This is a genomic window from Methanosarcina baikalica (assembly GCF_031461075.1).
GTDB classification, from domain to species: Archaea; Halobacteriota; Methanosarcinia; order Methanosarcinales; family Methanosarcinaceae; genus Methanosarcina; species Methanosarcina baikalica.
The window spans coordinates 1-24,394 of the sequence record NZ_JAVKPK010000046.1 but is presented as its reverse complement, the minus strand read 5'-3'; the positions used below and the strand labels follow the sequence as shown (position 1 = coordinate 24,394).

Genomic DNA, 24,394 nt, shown 5'->3' with positions numbered 1-24,394 from the left:
ATTTATCGGGTTAGGGATTCGGAGTTATCTTCTTTTAAGATAACCAGATTCTTTAAGTCAATTATCAGATTTGCAACCTCTGCAAGCTCGCATGGAGTAAGATTTTCAGCCCGCTTGCTCATTAAATCCTCAGGGAGCCGGGCAACCACTTCTTTAATTCCGGGAATTTTGAGCACATGATTCATGTTCATGATGGCATTTCTCAGCTTTTTTCGGCGCTGGCTGAAGACTGAGGTCACAAAATCCATAAAGAAAGCTTCGTCTTTGACTTGGAAAGGTACCGGGCGGGGGACAAGTCTGACCACTGCCGAATCAACTTCAGGTTCCGGCTGGAAAGCCCCTTTTGGGACTTTCATTAAAATAGAGGCATCGGCAAAATAGCAGGTATTGACAGTAAGACGCGAGTAATCCTTGCAGTTGGGCAGGGAGACCATGCGTAACGCAAACTCGTACTGGTACATGAGGATGCCGAGTTTGAATTTATGCCTGAAGAGCTTGAAAGTTATCTCCGAAGAGATGGAATAGGGAAGGTTCGAAACTACCTTGTCAAACTCCGGGAAATCGACTTTCAGAGCATCGCCGGCGACGATCTCAATGTTCCCGACATTATCGAAACGGTCATGCAGGATATTAACAAGGGCAGGGTCAAGTTCAATTGCAATTACTTTTTTTGCCTTCCTTGCGAGCCTTTCAGTAAGGTTTCCGACGCCTGCGCCTATCTCAAGAACAATATCATCAGGCCCCAGCTCAGCAGCTGTCACAATTCTGTCCAGATAGCCTGCATCGACCAGAAAGTGCTGATCAAAACTGCCTCCTTTTACGTTATATTTATTAAGAAGAGAACGAACCAGAGCTGAAAACCTCCTGAATAAAACGAATACCTTGGTACGAAGTGAATCAAATTGTTGTGAATTAAAGTAATAATCAAATTTTGAACCTATCAATGTGAACCAATCAAATGCCGGATCTGTAGAAACTTAACAGCCAGAATAATATCTAAAAAATAGAACAGGAAGAGTTCCCTGTTCACTCGGGCTTCTGGCGGCGCGGGGGAGCAGTAAAAAGCCTGTACTTTATGAAATCATCCTTGAGTTCTCCTTCGATCCTATGGGCAAGGACTTTAGCCGGATCGTGCAGGCTTGGAATTCTCTCGCGAATATCCTGGAAACTCTTAAAGTCACCTTTTTTGCGCTCATCGATTATGGACCACATAAGTTTTTTTCCTATTCCGGGCAGGAGTTCAAGCATATGCAGGCGCGTAGTGATAGAATGGGCGTCGTTAAAGAACTTTACGAAGCGTTCTTCCTGATGCCTCACACAGGCTTCAAGAATAAAAGGCAGTTCAAGATTGGCCCCTGTAGTAAGGTCCGTATAGCCGATTCTCTGCTTTACATGATCTACTTCTGTCCTGTCTCCCTGCCCGATGTAAACTCTTGACTGGATATCAGGAATCACACCACTTTTGGGGACAAGCTCCATAAGGGTAAACTTTTTGTCTCCCACAGCCTGGACAAGAGGTTTTTTCTGGAATGCAGAAGTGCCGTCGACGGACTTCCCATATGGGAGATAGTCGAGAACCCATACATATTCCTCTCTGTCCTGAGAATTTTCCATGGATTTTCCGGATGAGCGCGGAGCTCTTTCTGATTGTCTATCTGACTGCGGTTTGCCTGTCGGACGCCTGCCGCCATAAGAAGGTTTTTCAGCAGATGATCTGCCAGCGTACGATCTCTCTGATTGCGACTTCTCTACTTTCATCAGCACCCATCCTCTCGATAAATATGAAACCCCATATGGACATCTGTGTTCAGGATATGCCAGACCTGGATATGCCCAGCTTATTTATATCCGGTTCAGGACCTGCCCAATTATCCGGATCTGTCAACTATTCACAAATTTCCAGCTTTCTGTAATACTTCTTTCCGTAATACTTTATACTGCCCTGTAACCGGTATTCCCGGACTCGATACATTCCGTAATCCAAAGAGTCCTCTGTGTTTGAATTCGGATCAGGGCACTCCCTTATACTTTAAAGTACTCTAAGTTTCGGATACTTCCCTTTATAAATAACAAGATGAAAACTGCTATATAGCTTATTCCATAGTCTCCAGCACATAATCCAGAATCTGGTCCAGTTCCTCGTTGCTCAGGGTATACTTTTCTTTCGCATAAATTGACCTGATTTCGTCTCTGGACTGAGGCAGAATGTCTGCGATCCTGACTGCGATTACAGGCTTCATTTTTTCGAGTTCTAATAGCCTGTTAATCAGTTCTCTTGACTTTTCCCCGCTGATTTTTGAGAACTGGTCAGCATGACGCAGGGCTTTTCGGAACCCGTATTCTACTTCAAGCCCCTGCTCTCTACGCTCTTCAGCGATCCTGGAAAGTATCTCTTTGACTTCGGCCAACGTCAATAATTCTTCACTGATGACTTCCTTAACTATCATTGGAATACACTCTTTTTGACTTAAAAACTGTAGGTAGTTGCCATTCCCTGCAGAGTAATCTATTTTGATTACTCTTCAATTCTCTAATAATTCCTTGGCTGCAAGTAAACTTCTGCCTGTCAATATCCGGAAATATGAATCAGCCTTTGTACTGCATATCCTTTGCAGCATCGGATCAAGCCTCATCCAGATTGTATTATGCACGAAATTCGACCGTATTTGGTAATTTGAAGTTGTTCTGAATAATGTTATCTTGATATGGTTCAGGTATATGTCTGACAAACGATATATAATTATAGATATTCCCATATCGAGATAAGATGCCCATTTTTAAAAGCAGTTTATTCAAATCGCCCTCTTGCCTTTTTTAGCAGGTTTTTAAGGGACATTAAGTATTTCACACTTAATTGCAGGCCGCAACTCTCGCAAGCTATCGAAAATCAAAGGCTGAAGCCCGAGCTTACGGTAAAAGCCTGCCTACTGTAAACTCATAAAAGGGGTTAGGTTTTACAACCTAACTGCCTGGAATGGGAATTAATATTTCTGCGGTTTCAGGTGATGAGGGAGAGAAATAACTACCTTCTTCGCATTTCCGCTGCGAACTTCCATCATATATGAACGGCCGCGCTGTCCGATAACCTTTCCGGTAGAACCCTGGAACTTCGGATTAGGCATGCCTTTCTGAATGCTCGGGTCTATGTCGATATGAACCATCTGCCCTTCTTCGAATTCCTGAATTGCCTTGCTTACGGGGGAAATCCCTCTTTCACGAACTGTCTTCTGTAGTTTGTACCTTGTACAACGTCTTTCACCATGGGAATTTGTCATCGCATGTTCCTCCTTAGAATGCTCGATTAATTTCTCTATGTATACAGTTTTTCTCTAGATAAGATGGATATTATTTAAATAAGACGTTCAGTCAGGCAATTATTTCCCGACCTAACTTATTAAATAAATCTGATTCAGATCCGGTTCAGATATCGACGTTGACCACATCAAGATCTTCCACAAGCGCGGAAACACCTAAAAGCCCGCTTAGGCTCGGGTTTGTCCTGCCCTCATCTCCGGAAAGAAGCTCTTTTACATACAGTCCGCCCTCGCAGTTTACTGTTATGTAAGCGTAACCATCGTCAGTTAGTTCATCAAGCTTGATGCTGTGCACATGCCTTTTCCTGACAAGGTCAGCCCGCCTGTGAACTACACGCCTTGGAGTCTGCTGGGAGATTTCTATGCCACTCAAAGACTCAAGGCAGGATTTAAGCTTTTCCTCTGAAACAGGCTCTTTAAATGTAACTTTAAGCTTATAAGTTTTATCCGCCTTTGAACTTTTCAGGGTCTCAATCATACCTTTTCCGACGAAAGAAAGCTCTCCTACCTCAACTTTTCCGGCAGCTTTCTCATTAATGCTCCTCATAAGTTCTTCAAGGTCTGCGATACGCTTTTGAGGGGATTTTGCTTCAACTACAAAAGGCCTGCCGCTTCCGAGCATCAGGGCATCTATATCTTCCCTTCCCGACCCGTGGAAAGCCGTATCAACTGCCTGGAAAGCTTCGATTACAGGCCCTTTTATCAGCTCGTCTACGGATTCCTGGTATTGCTTGCCCGTAAAATTACAGCTTTCGCAACCCCTGCCTTTACATTTCCTGCACGGCCAGCGCGTCTGAGGAATTCCTCTGACCATTTTACGGTAGCGCCCGATGATATATACAGAGCGGACCTGCAGCTCAAGCTGATTTTTTGCAAGGTCAAGAGTAATTGTAATGTCCGGATTTTCAAAATCCACATCTTTTTGAACTTTTTCAGCAATCCGCTTGCCTACTTCTCTGTTAAGCTCGGACTTGAGTTGTTCGGCATATGCAGTTCCTGCCTCAGCCCAGAGTATTTCTTCGTTTTCGCTCAGAAGTCCGCTGACCTTCGTGCCCACAAGGAATGTGGAATACTCAAGGCCTTCGAGGACTTTTGCCGCTTCATCTGCCCATTCGTCCAGTTTTTTGAACTGATCAAGACAGACCCAGCACTGCTCGTCTTCCCCCGTTGCTCCAAGAGTCTTCCTTGAAAACGCACTGCAAGGGGCAAGTTCCTTTAGAAGAGAATCGTCGTTTTCACTTTTGTAGATTCGGTCCCCTTCCAGCACGAGGGTGAGTTTTAAGGCCTGCCCGCGTTCTCTGTTGCTCAGACCTGTGGATAGTTTTGCAAACTGACGGCCCAGGCAGTGATCACATACCGGGCCTTCATGCAGAATTTTTTTTGAAATTTCGAGTACATCCATTTTCTTTCACTCTCTTTAAGCTCTTTATTCGGGAAATAGACCTGGGAATGAGTAGTAATTAAATGTAAGAGATAAATATAATGATAAGAGCTAATATCCTGGAACATAAATGCCTGATTGCAATTCTCCGGAAAGGCAAGTATAGGGAAAAGGCATTGTACGAAAAAAATATCCGGAAAAAATACAGCCGGATAAGTTTCTATCCTGATACAGGGAAATGGAATATAACTTTTTGTATTGAAACAACTCTAAAATTGCAGCCCAATCCTAATTGTAGCTCAGTCCTCGACCCTGCAGTCAGCTTCTCCTGGTGACTCTCCTCTTTTCGCTTCAGCCCTGTCCAGTTCATTGTGGACAAGGGTTATGCAGTGGTTGGAATGAAGGGAAATAGGGCCTACTGAGATAATTTTTGCCCCTGCCTCAAGGAGTTGTTTTTCCTCCTCTTCCGTAACACCGGTGTGGTCCCCCAGGACAAAGACCGGATCCCGGATTTCACTGGAAAGTTCCCGGATATCCTCCCCGTCCTCTCTCAGATAAAGCAGGGTGCGCCCTTCGAATTCGGAGAGCAGAGACTTGAAGTCCCCTCTGCGAATCCAGACACCTGGAGTAGAACGGATATCCTGCTCGGTTGCATCCTTCTGGAGGGCTTTCTGGATCAGCGAGCCGCTGCTCCGCTCGTCCGGGTTCAGGTACCGCAGGTGAAGTCCTTCAAACCTTATGATTTTTCCGGGGTCAGGGTCACCTAAAAGGAGCAGGTGTACGATTACATCCCTGCGCATTCCGAAAGAGAGAAAAAGGGCAGAGCTTACGCAGCGGCAAAGAATGTCCATTCTTCCCGCAGAACCTGGAAGATCGTTTAAAGAAATATCCCCGCTTGTTTTTGCTTTATGTCCTATGATAACGATATCGCGCATGGGCACTATATTTACGTAAGGGATATAAAAGATGTGTGCATGTTCAAAGGCAAGCAGATATCATGAAATAAAGAAGCTAAAAACCTGAAAAAGGATTGAGGACAATAAGAAGGGATACGGATGAAGATACTAGCCATTTCTGACCCCCATGGGGACTACTCGAAGATAAAGAAAATAATTGGAAGAGCCGGAGATTTCGACCTTGCAGTTGTTGTCGGGGACATTACCAATTTCGGGCCCGATGAGAAGGTCGAAGAATTAATGGAAATGTTTGACAGGCCTATACTTGCGATCCCAGGCAATTGTGACCAGAGGAGCATCCTGAAAGCTCTGGACACTTCGAAGGCTATAAACCTGCACAGAAAAGCCGAAAAGATAGAAAATATCAGGTTTATAGGGCTCGGAGGCTCAAATCCCACCCCTTTCAATACGCCCTTTGAGCTTTCTGAAGAAGAAATCGAAAAAGCCCTTGAAGAAATGGTCTGCTCTGCCGAAAAAGCAGAAGATTGCGGAACTATAGTGCTTTTAACCCATGCCCCTCCACACGGCGCAAGGGATGAACTTCCTTTCGGGCATGTGGGAAGTAAAGCTATCCAGAAATTCCTTGACCGGGTTGACCTGATAGTCTGCGGGCACATCCATGAGGCTAAAGGCCTGGAGCAAGTTGGAAAAACTATAGTTGTAAACCCGGGTGAGGCCTGTAAAGGTTCCTGCGCCCTGATAACTATTGAAGAAACGAAGGAAAACAAACCCATTGAAGTTGAATTCGTGGAGGTATAAACCAGGTATAAACAAAACTGGCAAATTTTAATTAGGGTAGTAAATTTTAATCAGGCTAGCAGATTTTAATTGGGTTTCGAAGTCACCTGTAAAATTCTATGCAGTTTCGCCGTGTACTCTGAACCTTTTTCTCCTTTCAGGGCCTATATTCATTAGTAAGAACATCCGTACTAAATAATTATATTTTGATTTAGATCATTCCATCTACTTAACCTTACAGAAATAGATAATATCACTCTTAATATCACTCTTAATATCAATCTTAAATATTCACTTGCCTGCGTCATTTTACTGGCGTAAAGACAAAGTCAGACCCGATTAGACACTCTCTGAGGAATGCGAATACCGGGGTTAAATGGACAGACGCTGGAGTAAATACGGCAGATGGAATGCTTAAATAAGTTAAATCAAGATTTCTTAGAACTTAACTTTGGACTTGAATGCTTAAATAAGTTAAATCAAGATTTCTTAGAACTTAACTTTGGACTTTACAGATAGATAAGTCATAGAGGTTGAGCTACGGGCACCATTGAAGATTTCGGTTTCGATCCGGTTTTTCTGGATTTCATGACAAAGCTGGCCATAGCCTTTCTGATAGGGATAATGGTAGGTATAGAAAGGGAGCATAGAGGCCTTGAACACGAAATTTTTGCTGGTGTGAGAACTTATAGCATAACCTGTATAACAGGCATGCTAACAGCTCTCGTAAGCGGGGTTGCAGGGCAGGGTTTTGTTTATGTAACTGCGCTTTTTTTCGGAGTAATCTGTTCCATAATTACTTATGCCAAGATATTTCTCTTCAAACGGATCGGAGTTACCAGCCCTATCAGTCTCTTTTTCATTTTTGTTATGGGAGTCCTTGTGGGCTATGGTTATGGACTGTTTGCCATTGTCTCTTCAATAGTTGTGAGCTTCCTTCTGATCCAGAAAAAACCTCTTCACCAGTTTGCAGGAAACCTTACAAAAGAAGAACTCTACAATGCCATACAGTTTCTGGCCGTGGCTTTTATACTTTACCCTGTGATGCCGGAAAAACAGCTTTTCGGGCTTATAGACCTCAGGTCTGCAATCCTTATTGTAATTCTTGTTTCGCTTATAAGTTTTTTAAGCTACGTGCTCCTGAGAAAGTTCGGCACAAAGCGCGGAATATGCTATTCAGGTTTCGTGGGAGGCTTTGTGAACAGTGAAGCCACAACAGCAGCACTTGCAGGCCTTTCAAAAAGAGCAGAGGAAATGACCGATCCTGTCCTTACCGGAATCCTGCTTTGCAATATCTCTATGCTCATCCGAAACCTTGTATTAGCCCTGATAGTTGAACCTACAGGCAAGACAACCCTGTTTATGCTTCCTCCCCAATCTGTGATCATCCTTGTTTCCATAGTGATAGCTCTCAAATACAATAAGAAATTCTGCCCTATAGGTGGAGGAGACCTTAAGATCCAGTCCCCTTTCTCACTTGGTCAGGCGTTTAAATTCGGCATTGCTTTTACCCTGATCCTCCTTATAGGAAACTTTGCCTATGACGTCGCAGGAACTGCCGGAATTTATGTCACTGCTTTCGGGGCTCTTGTCAGCAGTTCTGGAGTGATAGTTTCCGTAACCTTGCTTGCAGTAAGTGGAAACATCTCCTATGCAACCGCAGCAAATACTGCAGTGCTTGCAAGCCTTATCAGTACAATTAACAAGATTTTGCTTTCGAAGATTTCCGGTTCTCCCAGCCTTTTTTCTCTTGCAAAGAAAACTTTTGGGATAATTACAGTTATCGGAACTCTTGCTTTACTTTTATGGAACAGCATCTGAGAGAAGAAGAAAGAAACTATCGGCTTGATGATGTTTCAGACACGCAACTTTTTGTAACAGAAAAATGAAACAAATCTATAAAAAATAATTTATCCAAGAAAAATTTACTTTTTAAAGTTACAGTTATAACTATATAACTTCAATTTTATTATCTACTTTTCATCCAGGACAAAAATATAGATCTGAGTTTAAATATTCTTGTGCGTGTCTAAAATATTTTGATAATTTGAAAATCCTTTATACATTAAAAATAGATTTATATGTAATTAATAGATTTAAATAATATTTATAAGTTCAGCCATAGAAACGAATTTTAAACGCTGGATTAAAATATTTGTATCTGGAATGTATAATGAAAAGATCTCTGAAATATTAGTCTAGTATGCATAAATTATTGGATGACTCAGAGATTTGGATATTAGTTTGACAATAATAAAAAAGGAAAACTTGGAACTGAATGAAACTCCAGATTGAGGTATGAATTTCTGAAGTTTCACTCCTCCAAAAAGATGTGGGGAATAAAATGAAAATGAAGATCATTGTTCTGCTTCTTGTATTGTGCGCCGTTTTACTTTCAGGGTGCGCAGGGAATGAACAGCCCTCACCGGAAGAAAATGTAACTTCTGAAGAAACCGTAACTCCAGGAGAAAATGTGACTCCTGTACAACCTGAAACGACGGAAGAAAATATAACTGCCGAAGAAACCGAAACACCGGGAGAAAATATAACTTCGAACGAAAATCTAACTTTAGAAGAAACTGTAACTTCGGAAGAGAATGGAAGACTCAATGTCTCAACTTCTGAAATTAAGGAAACTCCCTATATGATAAGACTGATCAATAAAAGAGCAAGTTCCTCAAGTCTTGAAATTAAAAAGGGAGAATCGGTTTCCTGGATAAATATGGAAGACAATCCAAAAAGGGTCCTAACCCTTGTGAGTGAAGAAAAGCTCTTTGAGAACACAGGTCTTGTGTACAAGCGCGCTTTTACCTATGCCTTCAACGAGACCGGAGACTACCAATTCAGTGTTGTCGGCCAGCCTAAAATGAATGTAAGTGTTAGTGTGGCTGAGCCCTGAAAAGCACAGCAAATAGACTTTACAGGGAAGGGCAGAAAAGCTTTCCTGTAAAGTCTACTATTTTTCACATATTTAATTCTATTATTTTTCATATATTTAATAATAGTTCCCGGAACACGCACGCATTTTTATTTTCTACTCCTATGCGATGTAAATTTACCTGTGATAAAGTGGATATTTTTGTTAGAGATCTGGCTTTCTCTGGAGTTTCTCAGCATACGCAGGTGGACTCCATGCCATGTACATCCTCAAACCTGGTATATCCTTAAAAAATATTCTGTATTAGGGGCGCTTCGAATTCGTATTATAAACTGAGATATTTGAAATTATAATTTTTTTCTAAACGACATAGAGAATAATACTGAATTTACCTTTCTTCTCTTTCTTCTATTACTTCAGCCAGACGCATGTTCATAGCTTAAAATTGATGTCCATGCTTCAAAATTAATTCAGGCTTACAGGACTTTTATAAGAAAGAATTATTATTTATAAGGGCTTATATTAAACTGGGAGTAAGAAGGGAGAGTAATTATAAGGGGGAGAGAAGTGGTAACAAAAACAATAATTTTACTCCTTATAATCTTATCAATAATCATGTCAGGTTGCCTGAATTCGGAAGACAGGACGGATCAAGAGCAGGTATCAGGCGGCAGTTCGGGAGGAACGCAAAAGCAAGAAGTGAGAACACTGGAAAAAACGGGAATAAAGGAAGAAAGAGGGACGCCGGCAGAATTGGGGACGCCGGAAGATATGGCAACTTTGAGAATGCGGGAAGAGTCCGGAGTGGGGCAAACGAAAACCGGGATCGAAGAAGAGAAAGTCGGGACTGTACAGCCTCCGGAACTGCACTTGCATCGCACCTTGTAAGGCTTAAGAACGATGTGTTAGTTCCTTCAAGGCTGAGAGTAAATACCGGAGATACGGTTGTATGGAGAAATTACCAGGCATCCAGAGCTTTTACCCTGACCGGCAGCAAACACCTTTTCGAAGACGAAAGGCTTGCATATGGAAATATCCTGGAATATGCCTTCAAGGAGTCTGGAAGCTACACTTTCAGTGTAAAAGGATATCCTAAAATGGAGATGACCATCACTGTAAAATAAGATCCCAAAGAATAGCAATTTCAAATGACATGTAAAACTATAGTCGAAGGCACAACAAAGGTTTCGGTTCCGGTACCACCTCCGGACGCAACCTTCCCTCCCTCGGCAGCTCCGGTTTTTTATAATCCGGAGATGGAGCTTAACCGTGATATTAATGTCGCAACTACGGCTGCGTTTGTGGAAAGGCTTCTTTCGAGAAAAGAAATCTCCAGGGAAGAAATTCGCTATGTAGACGCCTTTTCAGCGTCAGGGATCAGGGGACTTCGGATAGCGGGCGAAGTAGGAATCCATGCGACTATGAATGATTGGAGCCCGGACGCATTTGAAATGATAAAGGAAAATATCAAAATTAACGGGCTTGAGGAAAAAACAATGGCAACCCGCAAGAACGCAAATGTGCTACTCCACGAACAAAAATTCCACATCGTGGACATCGACCCTTTCGGCACTCCTTCACCCTTCCTGGACGCAGCATCCGCTTCGGCCCAGAGTATGCTGTCGGTTACGGCAACGGATACTGCTCCCTTATGCGGAGCCCACCTGAACTCTGGGATAAGGAAATATGCAGCTATACCCCTTAACACGGAATATCACAGCGAGATGGGCCTTCGAGTCCTTCTGGGAGCCTGTGCCAGAGAGCTTGCAAAACATGAAAAAGGAATGTTACCCCTGCTTTCCCATGTAACACGTCACTATGTCCGCACTTACCTCGAAGTTCTCCCGGGAACGAAGCAGGCTGATATAACTCTGAAGTCAATGGGTTTCAGTATTCACTGTCCGAAGTGCGGGTTTCGGGGGCCAGTATACGGGGTTGCAGTACATATCGAAAGAGAATGTCCTATCTGCGGATCTTTCACACGAATTGCAGGCCCTTTATGGCTTGGGCCACTCAGAGAATCGGAATTCTGTAATGAAGTTATCTCAGAACTCGAAGTACATCCTCTGAACACAACGGAAAAAGCAAAAAAGTTAATCACTTTCTGCAGAGACGAACTCGATATGCCGATGTTCTATGACCAGCATGTGATCTGCAAAGAAATTGGAACTTCTGCAACAGGCATGGAAACCCTGATAGAAGCCCTTAAGGCTTATGGATTTGAAGCGTCGAGGACTCACTTCAGCGGCACTTCATTCAAAACTGATGCGCCTTTAAGAGAAATAAAGAAAATAATCATGGCACTTTCTAGGTGAAGGCCTTTCGGTAAAACTGGTTGGAAACTGTTCCACTATTATATAAACTATTAAAGAATTATAAAAAAGCCTTGACTCAAATCCAAAAATAATCCGCTAAAAAATCCCAATGTGATATCATGTCCGACGAAAATGCAGAAAAATTATTTTTGCAGGAAAAACCCACTCTTGCGCTGATATTTATAGGTTCGAGGGAGAAGACCTATGCGTCTGTTATTTCAAAAGAAATAGATTCCACTTTTGCCCATACCACAAGGATTCTTGCGAAAATGGAACAGTGCGGACTTATAAGATTCACATTTGAAGGGCGGATAAAATTTGTCGAACTTACGGAATACGGAGGAGAGGTAGAAACTGCCCTTAAAGAATTCAGGGATATAATCGCAGAGGAGCCTTCGGAAAATCGGGAAGAGAAGTCCGAAAGGAAAGATACGGGTACAGAAGGTGAAGGGGAAGAAGCTGCAGGCGAGGAAGAAGAAAAAGAACCTGAACAGAAAGAAGAGCTCGACCCTCTAAGCGCCGAAATTCTTGAGAAAACAAAGAAACTTAGAAATAAGATAGAAAGCATCCACAGGGATGCAGTGGAGCAGGGAGACAGCAGGGATGCGATTTCCCGGAAGCTCGGCCCTTACAGCAGGGACATTAAAAAACTCCAGAACCAGATAGAAAGGGCGGAAAGCCCTATTAATGAAACTGTTATCTCAGCCCTGGAAGAAAGTGAGAAGCTTCTTGAATCTTACCTGAAGGGTTGAAAACCGGAATTTCCAATTACCCGGAAAAAACAGGCAGAAGAGAATTATCGGCAGGAAAAATATGATGAAAGTTGTAACCCTCCAGCATATTTATGGAAAAAACCGGGAAAGGATGAGCGGCCTTTTAAAAACCCTGGTTGAGAACGAATTGAAAGATCTTGAAGTAAAGATTGAGATATCTATTACCCCTGAAAACTGGGCCGAATTTTCTCTTGAAGGCGATGATGAGGAAGTGTCTGCGAATTTCCTGACTTCCAGATATGGAACGCCTGCAGTAAAAGCTGAAGCCGGTAAGGTATACATTGGTTTTCTTCAATCTTTCGGAGAGGATGCTTTTGTAGTCAATATCGGTTTTCCTGTAAAAGTTGAAACCGAGGAATTAAAAGCTCTTGGCAGCGGAAAGCCAAAACAGCTTGCATCCAGATTCGGTCTGATACCCCATTTGCCGGTTGAAATTGAAGTTTTTGAGGCAAACAGAAAGATAAAAGCCCGTTTCACCAAAAAGCAACTTGATCTTTGGTGGGGCTGGAAAAAGGCAGCTACTGACAGGGTTACAGTTAATGGAGCAACACGTTCGGAAATCAAAAGTGCAATTAAAAAAACAGGTCACGGCAGGGATATTTACGAAATTGAACGCCTTGGGCTTCTGGAACATGCAATCGTATGCCGGGAAAAAACAGACGGACCGGGTATAGTTGCAGCAATAGGGCACCGCCTGAAATCTGAAATGGGAGTCATAATCGGAGAGGCTCACTAACAGGCATGCCGGAAAGAAAAACAGGTTGAGACGCAGAGGATGGAGTTTTCCGGTGAAATTTTTATAATGCAGTTGGCATTGAAACTAAAGCATGGCTTAAAAAGGCCTTGATTAGTTCAGATAACCTTTTTACTTCCATTTATTCCATAACCCTGCTTTATCTCAGCTTCTCCATTCAACTTTCTTAGAACTCCTTTGAGATCCTTTTATTCACATAAGAAAAACAGTTGACGACTTTCTGACTAACTCAGAAAACTAAGAAAAACATGAGAATTGATTAAATAAAAGATGAAACTTTTTATAAGATTAAACTGTTAAATTATTATGTGTCTGTTAAACTGACTTTACAGAGGTTCAGAAATTGGTGACTAGGGAAATTAAAGATCCCGAAAAAAATTTCGACAAGGCGATAGAATTTGCTGAAAAAAAGAAAGAAGAGTCATTAAAAACAGCAACTACCAAGATTGAAAAAGAGTACTTGGCAAACGCGTTCGATAAGGAAATACAGGAACTCAAAGAGAGGAAGAAAAAATTCGTAGATAGTCGGGAGTTAACAGAAAAGAAAAAAAATGAAGAAATGGAGAAACGAAAACAAAAGAAAAGAAAAAATTAAAGGAAAGGGCTAAAATCAGGCTCTCATTTATCAGCTTATCTAAAGGCCAATTTTGGCGAGTTGCATACACAATTGCAACTTTAGGTCTTCCTCTTGAAAAGTTCGTTTCAGATCCATTTTCCCAATCATGTCGCTGATTTTCTTATAACTTTTCGATAGTTTCATAGTATTCTATTTTTGTCTGCGACTTCCTTTGGTGTTGTTTTAGTCTTTATTTTATCATTTCGATTGTTGCTCTTTTTAATCCTGTTTCGTTGTACTTATTGTTTCTTCGATTGTTTTTAGGTCTTCTTCAAATAGTTTTGTTTATTTTGACAGCTTTTTTCTTCTACTCTCGTCTTCAGTGCTTCTATTTTTTTAAAAACAGGGAATTTATAATAAAAATTTTCATGTCAAACCACGAGTATAAGAAAGGAATTTAAATTGTAATCTTAAAAAAGCAGTGCTTGTGTCCTGTTCCGTAACACTCAGTCTCGAGAACTCTGTACTCCTTTTCCAGCTTTCCTGTAAGTATCCCCTCGATCATGCCCTCTCTTAAGGTGCAGAAAGGTTTTCCACTGACAGGCATTAATCTGGCTTTGAAATTGTCTTCAACCTGAAGAGCAGCGCTGTCTTTCAGGAGCACAGAAATCCGGCAGTTGCCGTGAAATTCCAGAAAATCTGCAATTTCCTTCAGGAGTTCTTCGAAGTTCTCTGATTCGAAAATGGGTGAAAGAGATCTCCCAATATCTTTTCCTATCATTTTTACAATCGGGGCATTATCAATCCCATAAGCTTCAAAGCCAAAGTTAAAGGCATGAAATAGAGTTTCGGTGAAGCAAAACCTATCATTTCCGTTCGTGGGAACCATTTCTAGCAAATTTTTATAATGCTCGATGAAAGGTTCCTGAGAACAGCCCATGTAGCGAGAGGTAAGAGAGTAAATTTTTCGGCGGCGGTCTTCAGAGTCATGATTTTCTTCCACAAGCTCGCATGACCTGAGATTATTAAGATGCACGGAAATGGTCGATTTGGCTTTTGCTGTAGATTTTACGATTTCGTCAAATGACCTGGGCTCTTCCCTGAGCAAATTAAGAATCTGGAGTTTAACAGGACTGCCTATTGCTATCAGTCCTTTTTCATTATAAAAGAATTCTGTTTTACTCTCAGGTTTTGCCATAATATCTTTAGATAAGTTGCATTTTGAATATATAAATCGTTCGCACGTCGACGAATAATTTTGCTATATATATAATAATGATCTTATAAAACCTGTTTGATTGGAGAAAGCTGTGGAATTCGAAAGGAGAGAGTTTTATAGTATAAAAATACAGGTAAACTAAAAATATAACTCCAACCAAAACAAATAAACAGCAAAGGTACCAAAAACGACGAATAAAGTACCAGAAAGAATCCGGCAAGAATATTAACGAAAAAAATAATAATTAAGATATCGCTTGATAACTTTTAAAAAGCAAAGGGGTAAATATATGGGATTATTCTCAAGAATGGAGACAGTACTCAAATCAAAGATGAATAAAATGCTTAACAAGATGGAAGACCCGCGGGAAACGCTGGATTATTCCTATGAGAAGCAGCTGGAATTGCTCCAGAACGTGAAGAGGGGAGTTGCAGAGGTGACAACTTCTAAAAAGCGCCTTCAGCTTCAGCGTGCAAAACTGGTGCAGAGCATGGACAAGCTTGAAAGACAGGCAAAAGAAGCAATTGCCGCTAATCGGGAGGACCTTGCAAGACTCGCCCTCGAGAGAAAAGCTGCCCTTACGCAGCAGGTGGACGGGATTGACAGTGAAATTGCAGAACTCGAAAAGCAGGAAGAAAAGCTGATAGCCTCAGAAAAGCGCCTTTCAACCAAAGTGGAAATCTTCAGGACAAGGAAAGAGTCCATTAAGGCCCAGTATTCAGCAGCTGACGCCCAGGTGAAAATAAACGAGTCTGTTACGGGAATCAGTGAGGAAATGGCAGACGTGGGTCTTGCTCTTGAAAGGGCCGAAAACAAGACAGAAGAGATGAAAGCCAGGGCCGATGCAATTGACGAACTTATGGAAACCGGCACGCTTGAAGACCTCACAGGCAGCAGGGACGAAATAGACCGGGAACTTTCTAAAATCAGTACGCAGACTAATGTTGAGTCTGATCTTACAAGGCTTAAAGCCGAAGCCGGAAAGGGACAGGAAAAAACAGGGGAAGAAGGCAAAGGTGCAGAAGAAAGAAAGGAGGTCTGAAAATGATAATCAGGATTATGGGCGAAGGTCAGTACAGGGCGCCTGAAACCCTCTGCGATGAATTAAACCAGATAGATAACCGAATTGTGGATCTAGTTATGGAAGGAAAAGTCGAAGAATTCCGCAAAGAACTCGCTAAACTGATCTCAGAAATAAAGGAAAAAGGAGAGGCTATTGAAGCAGAGGAAATCCTGGAATCCGATATCATCGTGCCCCCTAGAGATCTGAGTTTTGAAGAAGCAAAAGCCATATTTAAAGGCTGCGGAATCATTGAGGATTGAAGAGCTGTAATTTAAGAATAACTCCCCGGCAGTGATCACAGAAAATTAGCAGGCCTTCAGGCCTGCATTCATCGAATAATCATTACAGGAACCTTTGAGTGCCTGAGAACATTCTCTGCCACACTACCTATCAGAAACCTTTTGACGCCTGTTAAGCCCTGTGTGCCCATTACTACCAGGTCAATATTGCTTTCCTCTGTATATTCAAGGATTTTTTCAGCCGGAATACCTTTCAGAAATACGGGCTCAACTTTAACCCCGGCTTCTTTCCCGAGTTTTTCTACATAGGCAATTGCAGCTCCCCCTTTATTGGCAAGATACTCTTCAAATGCCTCGCTCCAGCCCATAACCGTTCGTGTAGTTACTGCATTTTCGGTAGAAACAACATACAGGGCACACACATCAGCTCCTGTTGCCTTAGCGATGTTTACTCCATAAGAAGCCGCTTTTACGGCATTTTCCGAGCCGTCTGTCGCAACCAGGATTTTCTTGAAAAGATTTTCCTCCATCTTATCCACACCCTTTTGTGATATGACTTTACAGAACATTCTTTTTACTTAATTTAAAATATGTACTTTATTTTATTTATTAATTAAAAGGACATGGATATTAGTAGGACTTATGCACTAGAGGATCAAATTAGGCACATGAGGATTAAAGCTGAGGATACATAAGATAAGAACATATCTTATGCAATCTTTATATGCAATTTTATGTATTTAACGACATTAAAATTTTTAAGATAATATAATTATTTAGTTATCTGAAAACTTCATTTCAGAAAGAAGTTTTCATATCGATTATGATATATATGACAGTGGTATTATGAATGAATAGATTAAGAGTAAAAGGGTTTCCTCTTAATCTTTGGGTTGGATCATAGGTAAGGACTTGAGAATAGGGACTCGAATCCTTATCACCTACTTCTTAACTGATTTTCTGAAATATTAACTCTTTTTGTGACACAGATAGGTTGAAGTTATGCCGTGTCACCTTGGGCCCTTTCTAACATCCTTGGTAAGATCTCAGCGGACTGTGATTCTTATAGGACTTACGCAGTTGAACAGAAAAACAGCAACACTAAATACTTAACTGTCTAAATCCTACTAATTCAGATGATGCTGCTCGTACTCGATTTGGTACTTCAACTGCGTAAGTCCTATCTTATTTAGTACAGTATATGGAACTTTAGCTTTTACGGCTGTATCCAGTCCTATATATTAAAGTAGGGGGCATTTTTTAGGATCATACGGAAGGTGGGAAAAGTTTGTGATAAATAATATCTTAAGGAGATATCTGGGGGAACTAGAATAGATAATTTCGAGTTTCAATTAATATTGGTTTCTTATTTATATTTCTATAGATATTATATCCTTTGAATACTAATCCCCAGACGATACAATTTGAAATCGATACTTTTTATAATTTTTCGGGATTTTTGATTGCTTACAGCCAATTGATAACGGAATTGATGGTAAACTTTGGCGATTCCAGAAATTATTAAAAAGTCTCTAAGAATATTCAATTGTATTAAGGATATTATTTAATTTTTTTTTTGTGATACATTCAAGGGTGGTTAAACATGGGGGAAGAACATTCAACAGGAACACATCCTATGGATGATGGACCGATGGCTGAGATTTGGAAACTTCTGACTGAAGAACAGAAAAAAAAAGTTGCAGTAATGAAAATGGATATGAAAATACAATGGATGGAAACAAAAATAAATGAGATGCAAAAAATGATCGAGCTAAAGAAAAAGGCTATAGAGGACATTCGAAAAGTTCAGGAAATGATCAAACAGGGGAAATAAGTTCGACAGAAGAACAATATTGAAATTTGTTGGTGTGTGGGTTTTCTACCTGAATATCCAACATAATTAGAATGAACGATTCTAAATCCTGAAAATAACAAAAACTCTTTGATTCGTAGAATCATCTTCAAAATCATGTTTCAAAAGCGATTTGAACCTAAGTTACATACTTTTTCGATCAAATATATTGGGGTGATATGAAATGAATTGCAGTGAATTAAAAGAGGGTCAGGTTCTTGTCTGCGAAGGATGCGGATTCGAACTTAAGGTAGCAAACGAATGTGGAGATGACAAATGCTCTACGGATGTTTGCTGTACCGGCAACATAAAATGTTGTGGAGAATCAATGAAATTAAAAGAATAAGCCAGACAAACTAACAGTATTGGGACTTATGCAGTTGCCTGCAGAACAGGCAACTTTTGAATTTTCATGATTTCTACACTAAGGCATATAGATGGCGGGGGTAAAAAAGTGTAAGGTTAAAAAACAAATTCCTAATAACATATTTGATGTAAGTGATGTCGTGCTAATCTGTGGTATGCTAACATTAAACATAGTATTAAATACCTTAAAGTCGTATTTAGTATCGTACATAAGCGAACAAGCTAGACCTTTTAAACGGATTTTAAAACCGGTAGTCACTATCTCTAATGATGCCGGTTGAGACTAAAATCCGACAATAGAAATAGGCTATCTTCACTCAAAAAAGAACGGGGTTTCACAATCCTTCCCCCGTTCTTTTATTATATCCTGTTTTCCAGTTCCTGATGTTCCTTTTAATCTGTGACCTTTGCTAAGGACCGATAAGGCAAGAAACAATTGCATTCCGGTAAATGTCACTGAAATGCACATACGCGGACGGGAAAAAGACAATTTAAAAAAATAATGAGGTTTTAGATAAACCTCAAAAATTAAATTTGGATCTATAATAAAGTTTGATCCAATTGCACAAAAGAACGTTTTTAATTTATAAGGCAAGGACGTTGTTTACAGATCTATTTATTTCATAAAGACTCTGACGTGAGTCAATGAAATAAAAACGTTCCATTAAGATCTTTTCTTCCTTTAGCCTGTTTAGTGCATATCTGACTGTGCGTGAAGGAAGTATCGTTTCATGGATAATCTCTTTTTGCGTCATCTGCCCTTTTGCCTCAAGGGTTTTAAATACCAACTTTGCCGAAGGAGGCAGCTTTTCAAGTTTTTCGTAGCTGAGTTTTTCATAGCTTATATCATTCAAAGATTCATTTACAACAAAAACGATCCCTCATAGTGAATCACCATTACCATAGAAGAGTTCTTTATTTTTAAACCTTTTGGTTCAAATTCCGCAAAAACGCACAAAACGACCAAATAATTACCCAATAATGTAAAAATAGCTGTATAAACATGGATTAATTAATACAATTGTACCTTTCAGTATCCCAGATGGAGAACTGCTCTGTAAATAAATATTGGGATCTTTTTCTCAAATTTAGTGAGTAAAAACCTGAGAGTTAGTTCATTAGTTAGTTAGTTCGTTAGTTAGCACAATCAGATCAAAAGTCCCATCCATACAGGAGACCGCAAATTCATGAAAATGTTTCATATTATCCGACATCTCCTCATAGATCGAATGGGAGACATATATGGTTATATTTGGTTGTTTGTCAGGATTTTGTTTAAGTTCAAGATAAAGGTCCTTAAAAATCTCAATTAGAGTTTTCAGGTTAATACGTCTGATTATTCTGATATGGCCCCTTCCCTCCGAATCGATCATAGTTCGGTAACTCTTATTTTGCTTCAGATTTTGGTCACTTAATCCCATATTTTTACCGTATATGATTTTTCAATATTTCATCATCGAAACCTTCACAATTGTGAACATGAGAAACCTTTAATTCACAATTGTGAATACAATATATCTTAAGTTATAAAAATGTTACGTCCCAGGCTCTGAAAAATTATCGGTTGATGACCACCTGCGAACAGCCTGTAAAATTTCAGTTGATAAGAACGTGAGCTGGAAAATAGACCTTGTGTAGAGAACAAGTTTTATGCTGATTTCTTACACAAAACTTTTGTCCTCTTACACAAATTTATCCGAAACTCATATTTAATTTAATTTAATTTAATTTAATTTAATTTAATTTAATTTAATTAAATCTGATATTAATTGCAAAAGATTCCTGTAAAGTCCGTGTGATTGAAATTCCTGAGAAATAAAATGTGAAAATCTTATAATCTCTGGTTTTTATACTAATTTAAAAATTTGTGACTTTTGCATGTAATATTCTATTTTCTACCACTATTAGCCTGACCTCTGCATCCAGCAGTTTATCTATTGCTTCTTCTCTTTTGATCTCTGCTTTTCTTACCAGTTCTCCAATACTCTGGATCTGTGAATCTAATTTATTGGTGATTGTATCCAGTTTTTTGGATTCGGTTTCTATAATCTTACTTTCTGCTAATTTCCTCAGGTTGTCTGCAGACTTTATTATATCCTCGAAATATATGATTTTTTCAGTTGCTATCTCGAGCTCTGCTTTTATTTTTTCAAACTCTTCTTCTTCGTTCTTTCTGTTGTGTCCCTGTTTTTCGGTGTTTTGTTCTGTATTCAATTTAATAACCTCCTTATTTCGACGGTATTAATATTACATACTCAAAAGTTTATAAATGTTTAGCTCTTTATAAATGATTACAATGTTAGTACTCGGTAGTATACTCCTTTAAAGACCCATGCCTTGAGGGCGGCCTCGCGGTAGTTTGCTGCAGGAAGGAGGGTTGCCCGTTCTGACGACGATTTCCGCAGATATCTTGACATCCGTTGTAAAATTCAATCCGAAAAGCTACTTGCAATAAATAAGGAATAATGCCATAATCTGGCTACATATTTTTAGAAAAAAATAGAGTTTATGATAAAACAACATTTGTCAATAGTACCTCTCTGCACTAAGAGAAAAATTAATGAAAAAAGGTTCCAAAAAGAAATTATTTGGAACAGGACAATTATTCGCAAAGAAATGGATGAAATGTCTCTATGCACATATAAAATATATAGTTCATGGAGATAACTTTAAGTTCTAAAACTCCTGCTGTAGGAAGAAGTTACAACAGAAGTTTAATAGAAGAACTTTAAATGTTTCATGCTTCCGAGCTTATTAATGTTCTTCCTTCAATGCCGCTTCTTTTGATTTCTCCTTCATGTACATGTTCTCGCTCCCTAAGGAGTATATCTGACCAGCCTTCAGCCCATATTTTGAGTTCTTCAGATTCCAGAGGTGCAGGAACATACTTTAGATCGTTATTCAAAATGTTTCTCGCAAGATTTCTGTATAACTCAGCCTGTTCCGATTCTGGTGCATGTTCGACTACGGTCTGGCCTCTGAGTTCACTTCTCGTAACATCAAGCGAACGAGGCACATATCCTGCAATCGTTGTCTTCGTCTGTTTTGCAAAGTCGTTTATTATCCCTTTTTGAATCGACTGGTTCATTGAATTCGCAATTATTCCGCTAAACAGTGCGCCACCATTGTTTGCATATTTCCTTATTCCTTTAAAGAGATTGTTTGCTGCATATATCGCCATGAAATCAGATGATGCAACAGTGTAGACCTGTTCTGCAACACCTTCACGGATAGGGATTGAAAATCCTCCACAGACAACATCTCCGAGAACATCATAAATTACAACATCAGGTTTGAATTCTTCAAAGACATTTTTTTGCCTTAAGAGTTCTATCGCAGTAATAATTCCTCTGCCGGCACATCCCACTCCAGGCTCCGGACCTCCTGCTTCCACACAGAGGATTCCATTGAAGCCCTCATAGACAATGTCACTGATTTCAATTCTCTTTCCACTTCTTAAAGCGTCGAGGACTGAAGGAATTAATTTACCTCCCCGGAGGTTATTTGTGGAGTCACTTTTAGGATCACAGCCAATCTGCATTACTGTAAGACCCAGGTCCGAAAGAGCCGCTGAAAGATTCGATGAAGTAGTCGATTTTCCGATTCCGCCTTTTCCATAGATTGCGATGTTTCGTGCTTTTGTCATTTCATCACCATACGGAAAAACAAACAAATACAATTTATAAGCTTACACTTAAGCAATAATTGACATTGAAATTCTGTTTTTCTTAATTTTGCGGCAAAAATGCCCCCATATTTTTTGAAATTTGATGACAACTCTATTTGTTGTTGAGAAAAAATATTCTTTAAGTAGGCTATGAAAAACGCATTCTATACAGGATGTAATAGTCAAATAATCTGCTTCAAGTCAAAGACTCATAAATATAATTACCAACAATTATTCAATCCATTAAAGAGTGTATTTTTTCCTTTCGAACTAAAGAATAGCTTCGTTTTTCCGGACGATTATTAAAGGATAACTTTTTTGGGATAATTTGCCACTTCATATCCTGTTTATGAAGAAACGAACCTGGTTAATATTCTGATTTTTCTGACTTTTCAGATAAATTAGAAAAATATAAATGCATTGAAAACTCACATTAGTGTGAGATTCAAATGACCAAAAAGAGGACAATTAATGAGATTTGTACCAATGATGAATCGTCATGTGGATGCAATTCAGGTTCGGGATGCAAGGTCGAGGCAGTTCTTAGTGTTGATGAAAGAGGACAGATGGTACTCCCGAAAGATGTGCGAGAAAAAGCCGGTATCAATCCCGGTAGTAAGCTTGCTTTGATCAGCTGGGAGAAGGAAGGTAGTATCTGCTGCCTCGCTCTCATAAAGGTCGAAGCCCTTAGCGGGATGGTAAAAGACGTGCTTGATCCGCTGATGAAAGATACCGATTAAAGAAAAGAGATGAGTCACATGGACAATAATAAGACTAATAGTTCATCGAAGACTGCTGGTTCATCGTGCTCATGCACACAGAAATCGGATACGCAGCCATGCAACGATGTAACTGACAAAAAACCAATATCCAAGATCCGTATGATCACAAGTGCACACACATCTGAGATCTATACGATCACAAGTACACTCACATTCGCCAATCGGCTCGATCATTTCCTTGCCCGGTGGGGCGTGAACCGTATGGGACATATTGTAAAGCCTGGCCTTTACCGGCTCGGGAACCCAACACCTGATTCACTGGTTTTTGTCTCGGCAAACTATACACTGAGTTTTGACGCAGTTCGTTCCGCACTTACAGGCACTGACTGCTATATTCTTGTCCTGGACACAAAGGGAATTAATGTTTGGTGTGCTGCAGGTAAGGGTACATTCGGAACAGACGAACTTGTGCAGCGTATCGGCTCTACAGGACTTGCCAATATTGTTCGGTACCGTACTCTCATTCTGCCACAACTTTCAGCTCCTGGAATTTCGGCGTACGAAGTGCAGCGTCGTTCCGGTTTTTTGGTGGAATATGGTCCTGTCCGTGCCAGCGATCTCTCCGAGTATCTCAAAACACGGAAGGCAACACCTGAAATGCGCAGAGTTCAATTCCAATTGAAAGATCGGATAGTGCTCACTCCTGTAGAATTTGTTCATGTAGTACTGCCGACGATCGCTGTTGCTATTATACTCTATTTCCTTGCAGGCCCTCTTGCAGCCCTAGCTGCGATCACAACAACCCTTGCAGGAACCATATTCTTCCCAGTTCTACTTCCATTTATTCCCACGCACGACTTCAGTACAAAAGGGTTAATTCTGGGAGAAATTATTGCTATTCCCTTCGCAGTTTCCTTTGCGACAAATTCTACATTGCCCTTCTTGGAGAATGCCCTGATATCACTGGTTTTACTTCTGATTATGCCCGCCTTGATTGCATACTTAGCCCTGAACTTCACTGGGTGTACGACCTTTACTTCACGGACTGGCGTCAAAAAAGAAATTTTTCGATATGTACCTCTCATGGCACTTATGTTAGGTTCTGGAATTATACTCTCAATTCTACTGGGAATAATCAAGTTCATGAAGGTGGTCTGAATGTTTGATTCTTATCTTGAGAACACACTCAAGTATCATCCAGATAGGTGTATCAACTGCCAGCGCTGTATACAGGTCTGTCCACATAGAGTTTTTGCCGAAGGAAAAGAACACGTTGAACTCATACAACCAGCTTTGTGTATGGAATGCGGGGCATGCGCTCTCAACTGCCCGGTACAGGCAATAGAAGTGCAGAGCGGTGTCGGTTGTGCGTGGGCAATGATCGGCGCAGCACTCAAAGGTAAAAGTATGGATAGCGGCGAATGTGGCTGTGGAGGAGAAGCAGGCTCTTGCTGCGGTGGAAGTTCGGAGAAACCATCCTGTAGCGAGAAGTAGTGAAAAAATATCCACAACAGAGAGCTGAAAAAAATAATTCTAGTTAAATGAGGTTTTGCCATTTTCCACAAAATCCCTTATTTTCAAATAATATTTGAAAATAAAGC

28 protein-coding genes are annotated in these 24,394 nt (G+C 40.4%); 16 read left to right on the top strand and 12 right to left on the bottom strand.

Annotation, left to right across the window (positions count from 1 at the left end):
- Window positions 1-2 precede the first annotated feature (2 nt).
- The 5 genes from rsmA to RG963_RS11300 form a co-directional block, all read right to left on the bottom strand.
- Window positions 3-944 (bottom strand): 16S rRNA (adenine(1518)-N(6)/adenine(1519)-N(6))-dimethyltransferase RsmA, encoded by a 942-nt coding sequence (gene rsmA, locus RG963_RS11320; protein ID WP_310576388.1) that lies wholly within the window; start codon window positions 942-944, stop codon window positions 3-5.
- An 82-nt stretch (window positions 945-1,026) separates the two neighbouring features.
- Window positions 1,027-1,758, bottom strand: a complete 732-nt coding sequence (locus RG963_RS11315; protein ID WP_310576387.1) for a DUF655 domain-containing protein — start codon at window positions 1,756-1,758, stop codon at window positions 1,027-1,029.
- Window positions 1,759-2,093: 335 nt separating this feature from the next.
- On the bottom strand, window positions 2,094-2,447 hold the full coding sequence (locus tag RG963_RS11310; protein ID WP_310576386.1) for an RNA polymerase Rpb4 family protein: 354 nt from the start codon (window positions 2,445-2,447) through the stop codon (window positions 2,094-2,096).
- A gap of 534 nt (window positions 2,448-2,981) precedes the next feature.
- Window positions 2,982-3,275 carry a 50S ribosomal protein L21e gene (locus RG963_RS11305; protein WP_310576385.1) on the bottom strand — a complete coding sequence of 98 codons (294 nt, stop codon included), beginning with the start codon at window positions 3,273-3,275 and terminating at the stop codon, window positions 2,982-2,984.
- Between the two features lie 145 nt (window positions 3,276-3,420).
- Window positions 3,421-4,716: a tRNA pseudouridine(54/55) synthase Pus10 gene (locus RG963_RS11300; protein WP_310576384.1), complete on the bottom strand. Its 1,296-nt coding sequence runs from the start codon at window positions 4,714-4,716 to the stop codon at window positions 3,421-3,423.
- A gap of 80 nt (window positions 4,717-4,796) precedes the next feature.
- Here RG963_RS11300 and RG963_RS11295 point away from each other — a divergent pair, with 80 nt between their 5' ends.
- Window positions 4,797-5,030, top strand: a complete 234-nt coding sequence (locus RG963_RS11295) for a hypothetical protein (RefSeq protein ID WP_310576383.1) — start codon at window positions 4,797-4,799, stop codon at window positions 5,028-5,030.
- Here the strand turns inward: RG963_RS11295 and trmY are convergent.
- Window positions 4,995-5,630: a tRNA (pseudouridine(54)-N(1))-methyltransferase TrmY gene (gene trmY / locus RG963_RS11290; RefSeq protein ID WP_310576382.1), complete on the bottom strand. Its 636-nt coding sequence runs from the start codon at window positions 5,628-5,630 to the stop codon at window positions 4,995-4,997. The two genes, RG963_RS11295 and trmY, sit on opposite strands and share 36 nt — an antisense overlap.
- Before the next feature lie 120 nt (window positions 5,631-5,750).
- Between trmY and RG963_RS11285 the strand changes: the two genes are divergently transcribed.
- The 8 genes from RG963_RS11285 to RG963_RS11250 all read left to right on the top strand — a co-directional run bounded on the left by RG963_RS11285 (window position 5,751) and on the right by RG963_RS11250 (window position 13,704).
- A complete protein-coding gene (locus tag RG963_RS11285; protein ID WP_310576381.1) occupies window positions 5,751-6,410 on the top strand; it encodes a metallophosphoesterase in 660 nt (219 codons plus the stop codon).
- A gap of 567 nt (window positions 6,411-6,977) precedes the next feature.
- Window positions 6,978-8,210: an MgtC/SapB family protein gene (locus tag RG963_RS11280; protein WP_310576380.1), complete on the top strand. Its 1,233-nt coding sequence runs from the start codon at window positions 6,978-6,980 to the stop codon at window positions 8,208-8,210.
- Between the two features lie 523 nt (window positions 8,211-8,733).
- On the top strand, window positions 8,734-9,288 hold the full coding sequence (locus tag RG963_RS11275; RefSeq protein WP_310576379.1) for a cupredoxin domain-containing protein: 555 nt from the start codon (window positions 8,734-8,736) through the stop codon (window positions 9,286-9,288).
- 602 nt (window positions 9,289-9,890) lie between these two features.
- Window positions 9,891-10,391: a cupredoxin domain-containing protein gene (locus RG963_RS11270; RefSeq protein WP_310576378.1), complete on the top strand. Its 501-nt coding sequence runs from the start codon at window positions 9,891-9,893 to the stop codon at window positions 10,389-10,391.
- Window positions 10,392-10,415: 24 nt separating this feature from the next.
- Window positions 10,416-11,582, top strand: a complete 1,167-nt coding sequence (locus RG963_RS11265) for a tRNA (guanine(10)-N(2))-dimethyltransferase (protein WP_310576377.1) — start codon at window positions 10,416-10,418, stop codon at window positions 11,580-11,582.
- 119 nt (window positions 11,583-11,701) lie between these two features.
- On the top strand, window positions 11,702-12,334 hold the full coding sequence (locus RG963_RS11260) for a MarR family transcriptional regulator (protein ID WP_310576376.1): 633 nt from the start codon (window positions 11,702-11,704) through the stop codon (window positions 12,332-12,334).
- Window positions 12,335-12,395: 61 nt separating this feature from the next.
- Window positions 12,396-13,091, top strand: a complete 696-nt coding sequence (locus RG963_RS11255) for a DUF2110 family protein (protein WP_310576375.1) — start codon at window positions 12,396-12,398, stop codon at window positions 13,089-13,091.
- A 361-nt stretch (window positions 13,092-13,452) separates the two neighbouring features.
- Window positions 13,453-13,704: a hypothetical protein gene (locus RG963_RS11250; RefSeq protein WP_310576374.1), complete on the top strand. Its 252-nt coding sequence runs from the start codon at window positions 13,453-13,455 to the stop codon at window positions 13,702-13,704.
- A gap of 418 nt (window positions 13,705-14,122) precedes the next feature.
- Here RG963_RS11250 and RG963_RS11245 read toward each other — a convergent pair whose 3' ends face one another.
- Complete coding sequence (locus tag RG963_RS11245) at window positions 14,123-14,863, bottom strand: V4R domain-containing protein (protein ID WP_310576373.1); 741 nt, start codon at window positions 14,861-14,863, stop codon at window positions 14,123-14,125.
- A gap of 310 nt (window positions 14,864-15,173) precedes the next feature.
- Here RG963_RS11245 and RG963_RS11240 point away from each other — a divergent pair, with 310 nt between their 5' ends.
- Together RG963_RS11240 and pspAA are read left to right on the top strand one after the other, a co-directional pair.
- Complete coding sequence (locus RG963_RS11240; RefSeq protein WP_310576372.1) at window positions 15,174-15,926, top strand: PspA/IM30 family protein; 753 nt, start codon at window positions 15,174-15,176, stop codon at window positions 15,924-15,926.
- A 2-nt stretch (window positions 15,927-15,928) separates the two neighbouring features.
- Complete coding sequence (gene pspAA, locus RG963_RS11235; RefSeq protein WP_310576371.1) at window positions 15,929-16,207, top strand: PspA-associated protein PspAA; 279 nt, start codon at window positions 15,929-15,931, stop codon at window positions 16,205-16,207.
- Between the two features lie 68 nt (window positions 16,208-16,275).
- On the opposite strand, the gene RG963_RS11230 is transcribed toward pspAA, so the two are convergent.
- Window positions 16,276-16,716, bottom strand: a complete 441-nt coding sequence (locus RG963_RS11230; protein WP_310576370.1) for a universal stress protein — start codon at window positions 16,714-16,716, stop codon at window positions 16,276-16,278.
- 1,073 nt (window positions 16,717-17,789) lie between these two features.
- Here RG963_RS11230 and RG963_RS11225 point away from each other — a divergent pair.
- On the top strand, window positions 17,790-18,020 hold the full coding sequence (locus tag RG963_RS11225; RefSeq protein WP_310576369.1) for a hypothetical protein: 231 nt from the start codon (window positions 17,790-17,792) through the stop codon (window positions 18,018-18,020).
- Window positions 18,021-18,222: 202 nt separating this feature from the next.
- The gene (locus tag RG963_RS11220; protein WP_310576368.1) at window positions 18,223-18,384 is read left to right on the top strand and encodes a hypothetical protein; all 162 of its coding nucleotides are present in this window, start codon (window positions 18,223-18,225) and stop codon (window positions 18,382-18,384) included.
- Between the two features lie 604 nt (window positions 18,385-18,988).
- Here the strand turns inward: RG963_RS11220 and RG963_RS11215 are convergent.
- The 4 genes from RG963_RS11215 to RG963_RS11200 form a co-directional block, all read right to left on the bottom strand.
- Window positions 18,989-19,258: a winged helix-turn-helix transcriptional regulator gene (locus RG963_RS11215; RefSeq protein ID WP_310576367.1), complete on the bottom strand. Its 270-nt coding sequence runs from the start codon at window positions 19,256-19,258 to the stop codon at window positions 18,989-18,991.
- A gap of 264 nt (window positions 19,259-19,522) precedes the next feature.
- On the bottom strand, window positions 19,523-19,777 hold the full coding sequence (locus RG963_RS11210; RefSeq protein WP_310576366.1) for a hypothetical protein: 255 nt from the start codon (window positions 19,775-19,777) through the stop codon (window positions 19,523-19,525).
- 484 nt (window positions 19,778-20,261) lie between these two features.
- Window positions 20,262-20,618: a hypothetical protein gene (locus RG963_RS11205; protein WP_310576365.1), complete on the bottom strand. Its 357-nt coding sequence runs from the start codon at window positions 20,616-20,618 to the stop codon at window positions 20,262-20,264.
- 523 nt (window positions 20,619-21,141) lie between these two features.
- Window positions 21,142-22,050, bottom strand: coding sequence for a nitrogenase iron protein NifH (locus tag RG963_RS11200; protein WP_310576364.1), 909 nt, complete (start codon window positions 22,048-22,050; stop codon window positions 21,142-21,144).
- Between the two features lie 470 nt (window positions 22,051-22,520).
- Between RG963_RS11200 and hgcC the strand changes: the two genes are divergently transcribed.
- From hgcC to hgcB, 3 genes are read left to right on the top strand one after another with little or no spacing between them, the layout of a single operon-like run.
- Window positions 22,521-22,811, top strand: a complete 291-nt coding sequence (gene hgcC, locus RG963_RS11195) for an HgcAB-associated protein HgcC (protein WP_310576363.1) — start codon at window positions 22,521-22,523, stop codon at window positions 22,809-22,811.
- Window positions 22,812-22,829: 18 nt separating this feature from the next.
- On the top strand, window positions 22,830-23,951 hold the full coding sequence (hgcA, locus tag RG963_RS11190; RefSeq protein WP_310576362.1) for a mercury methylation corrinoid protein HgcA: 1,122 nt from the start codon (window positions 22,830-22,832) through the stop codon (window positions 23,949-23,951).
- Entirely contained in the window at window positions 23,952-24,287 is a 336-nt protein-coding gene (gene hgcB / locus RG963_RS11185; protein WP_310576361.1) for a mercury methylation ferredoxin HgcB, read from the top strand.
- Window positions 24,288-24,394: the final 107 nt, after the last annotated feature.

Coding starts and splice junctions, on each gene's coding strand:
- RG963_RS11315 (WP_310576387.1), bottom strand. CDS start 1,758: ATGAAAGTAGAGAAGTCGCAATCAGAGAGATCGTACGCTGGCAGATCA.
- RG963_RS11310 (WP_310576386.1), bottom strand. CDS start 2,447: ATGATAGTTAAGGAAGTCATCAGTGAAGAATTATTGACGTTGGCCGAA.
- RG963_RS11305 (WP_310576385.1), bottom strand. CDS start 3,275: ATGACAAATTCCCATGGTGAAAGACGTTGTACAAGGTACAAACTACAG.
- RG963_RS11300 (WP_310576384.1), bottom strand. CDS start 4,716: ATGGATGTACTCGAAATTTCAAAAAAAATTCTGCATGAAGGCCCGGTA.
- RG963_RS11295 (WP_310576383.1), top strand. CDS start 4,797: ATGATAAGAGCTAATATCCTGGAACATAAATGCCTGATTGCAATTCTC.
- trmY (WP_310576382.1), bottom strand. CDS start 5,630: ATGCGCGATATCGTTATCATAGGACATAAAGCAAAAACAAGCGGGGAT.
- RG963_RS11285 (WP_310576381.1), top strand. CDS start 5,751: ATGAAGATACTAGCCATTTCTGACCCCCATGGGGACTACTCGAAGATA.
- RG963_RS11280 (WP_310576380.1), top strand. CDS start 6,978: ATGACAAAGCTGGCCATAGCCTTTCTGATAGGGATAATGGTAGGTATA.
- RG963_RS11275 (WP_310576379.1), top strand. CDS start 8,734: ATGAAAATGAAGATCATTGTTCTGCTTCTTGTATTGTGCGCCGTTTTA.
- RG963_RS11265 (WP_310576377.1), top strand. CDS start 10,416: ATGACATGTAAAACTATAGTCGAAGGCACAACAAAGGTTTCGGTTCCG.
- RG963_RS11260 (WP_310576376.1), top strand. CDS start 11,702: ATGTCCGACGAAAATGCAGAAAAATTATTTTTGCAGGAAAAACCCACT.
- RG963_RS11255 (WP_310576375.1), top strand. CDS start 12,396: ATGATGAAAGTTGTAACCCTCCAGCATATTTATGGAAAAAACCGGGAA.
- RG963_RS11245 (WP_310576373.1), bottom strand. CDS start 14,863: ATGGCAAAACCTGAGAGTAAAACAGAATTCTTTTATAATGAAAAAGGA.
- RG963_RS11240 (WP_310576372.1), top strand. CDS start 15,174: ATGGGATTATTCTCAAGAATGGAGACAGTACTCAAATCAAAGATGAAT.
- pspAA (WP_310576371.1), top strand. CDS start 15,929: ATGATAATCAGGATTATGGGCGAAGGTCAGTACAGGGCGCCTGAAACC.
- RG963_RS11230 (WP_310576370.1), bottom strand. CDS start 16,716: ATGGAGGAAAATCTTTTCAAGAAAATCCTGGTTGCGACAGACGGCTCG.
- RG963_RS11225 (WP_310576369.1), top strand. CDS start 17,790: ATGGGGGAAGAACATTCAACAGGAACACATCCTATGGATGATGGACCG.
- RG963_RS11220 (WP_310576368.1), top strand. CDS start 18,223: ATGAATTGCAGTGAATTAAAAGAGGGTCAGGTTCTTGTCTGCGAAGGA.
- RG963_RS11210 (WP_310576366.1), bottom strand. CDS start 19,777: ATGATCGATTCGGAGGGAAGGGGCCATATCAGAATAATCAGACGTATT.
- RG963_RS11200 (WP_310576364.1), bottom strand. CDS start 22,050: ATGACAAAAGCACGAAACATCGCAATCTATGGAAAAGGCGGAATCGGA.
- hgcC (WP_310576363.1), top strand. CDS start 22,521: ATGACCAAAAAGAGGACAATTAATGAGATTTGTACCAATGATGAATCG.
- hgcA (WP_310576362.1), top strand. CDS start 22,830: ATGGACAATAATAAGACTAATAGTTCATCGAAGACTGCTGGTTCATCG.
- hgcB (WP_310576361.1), top strand. CDS start 23,952: ATGTTTGATTCTTATCTTGAGAACACACTCAAGTATCATCCAGATAGG.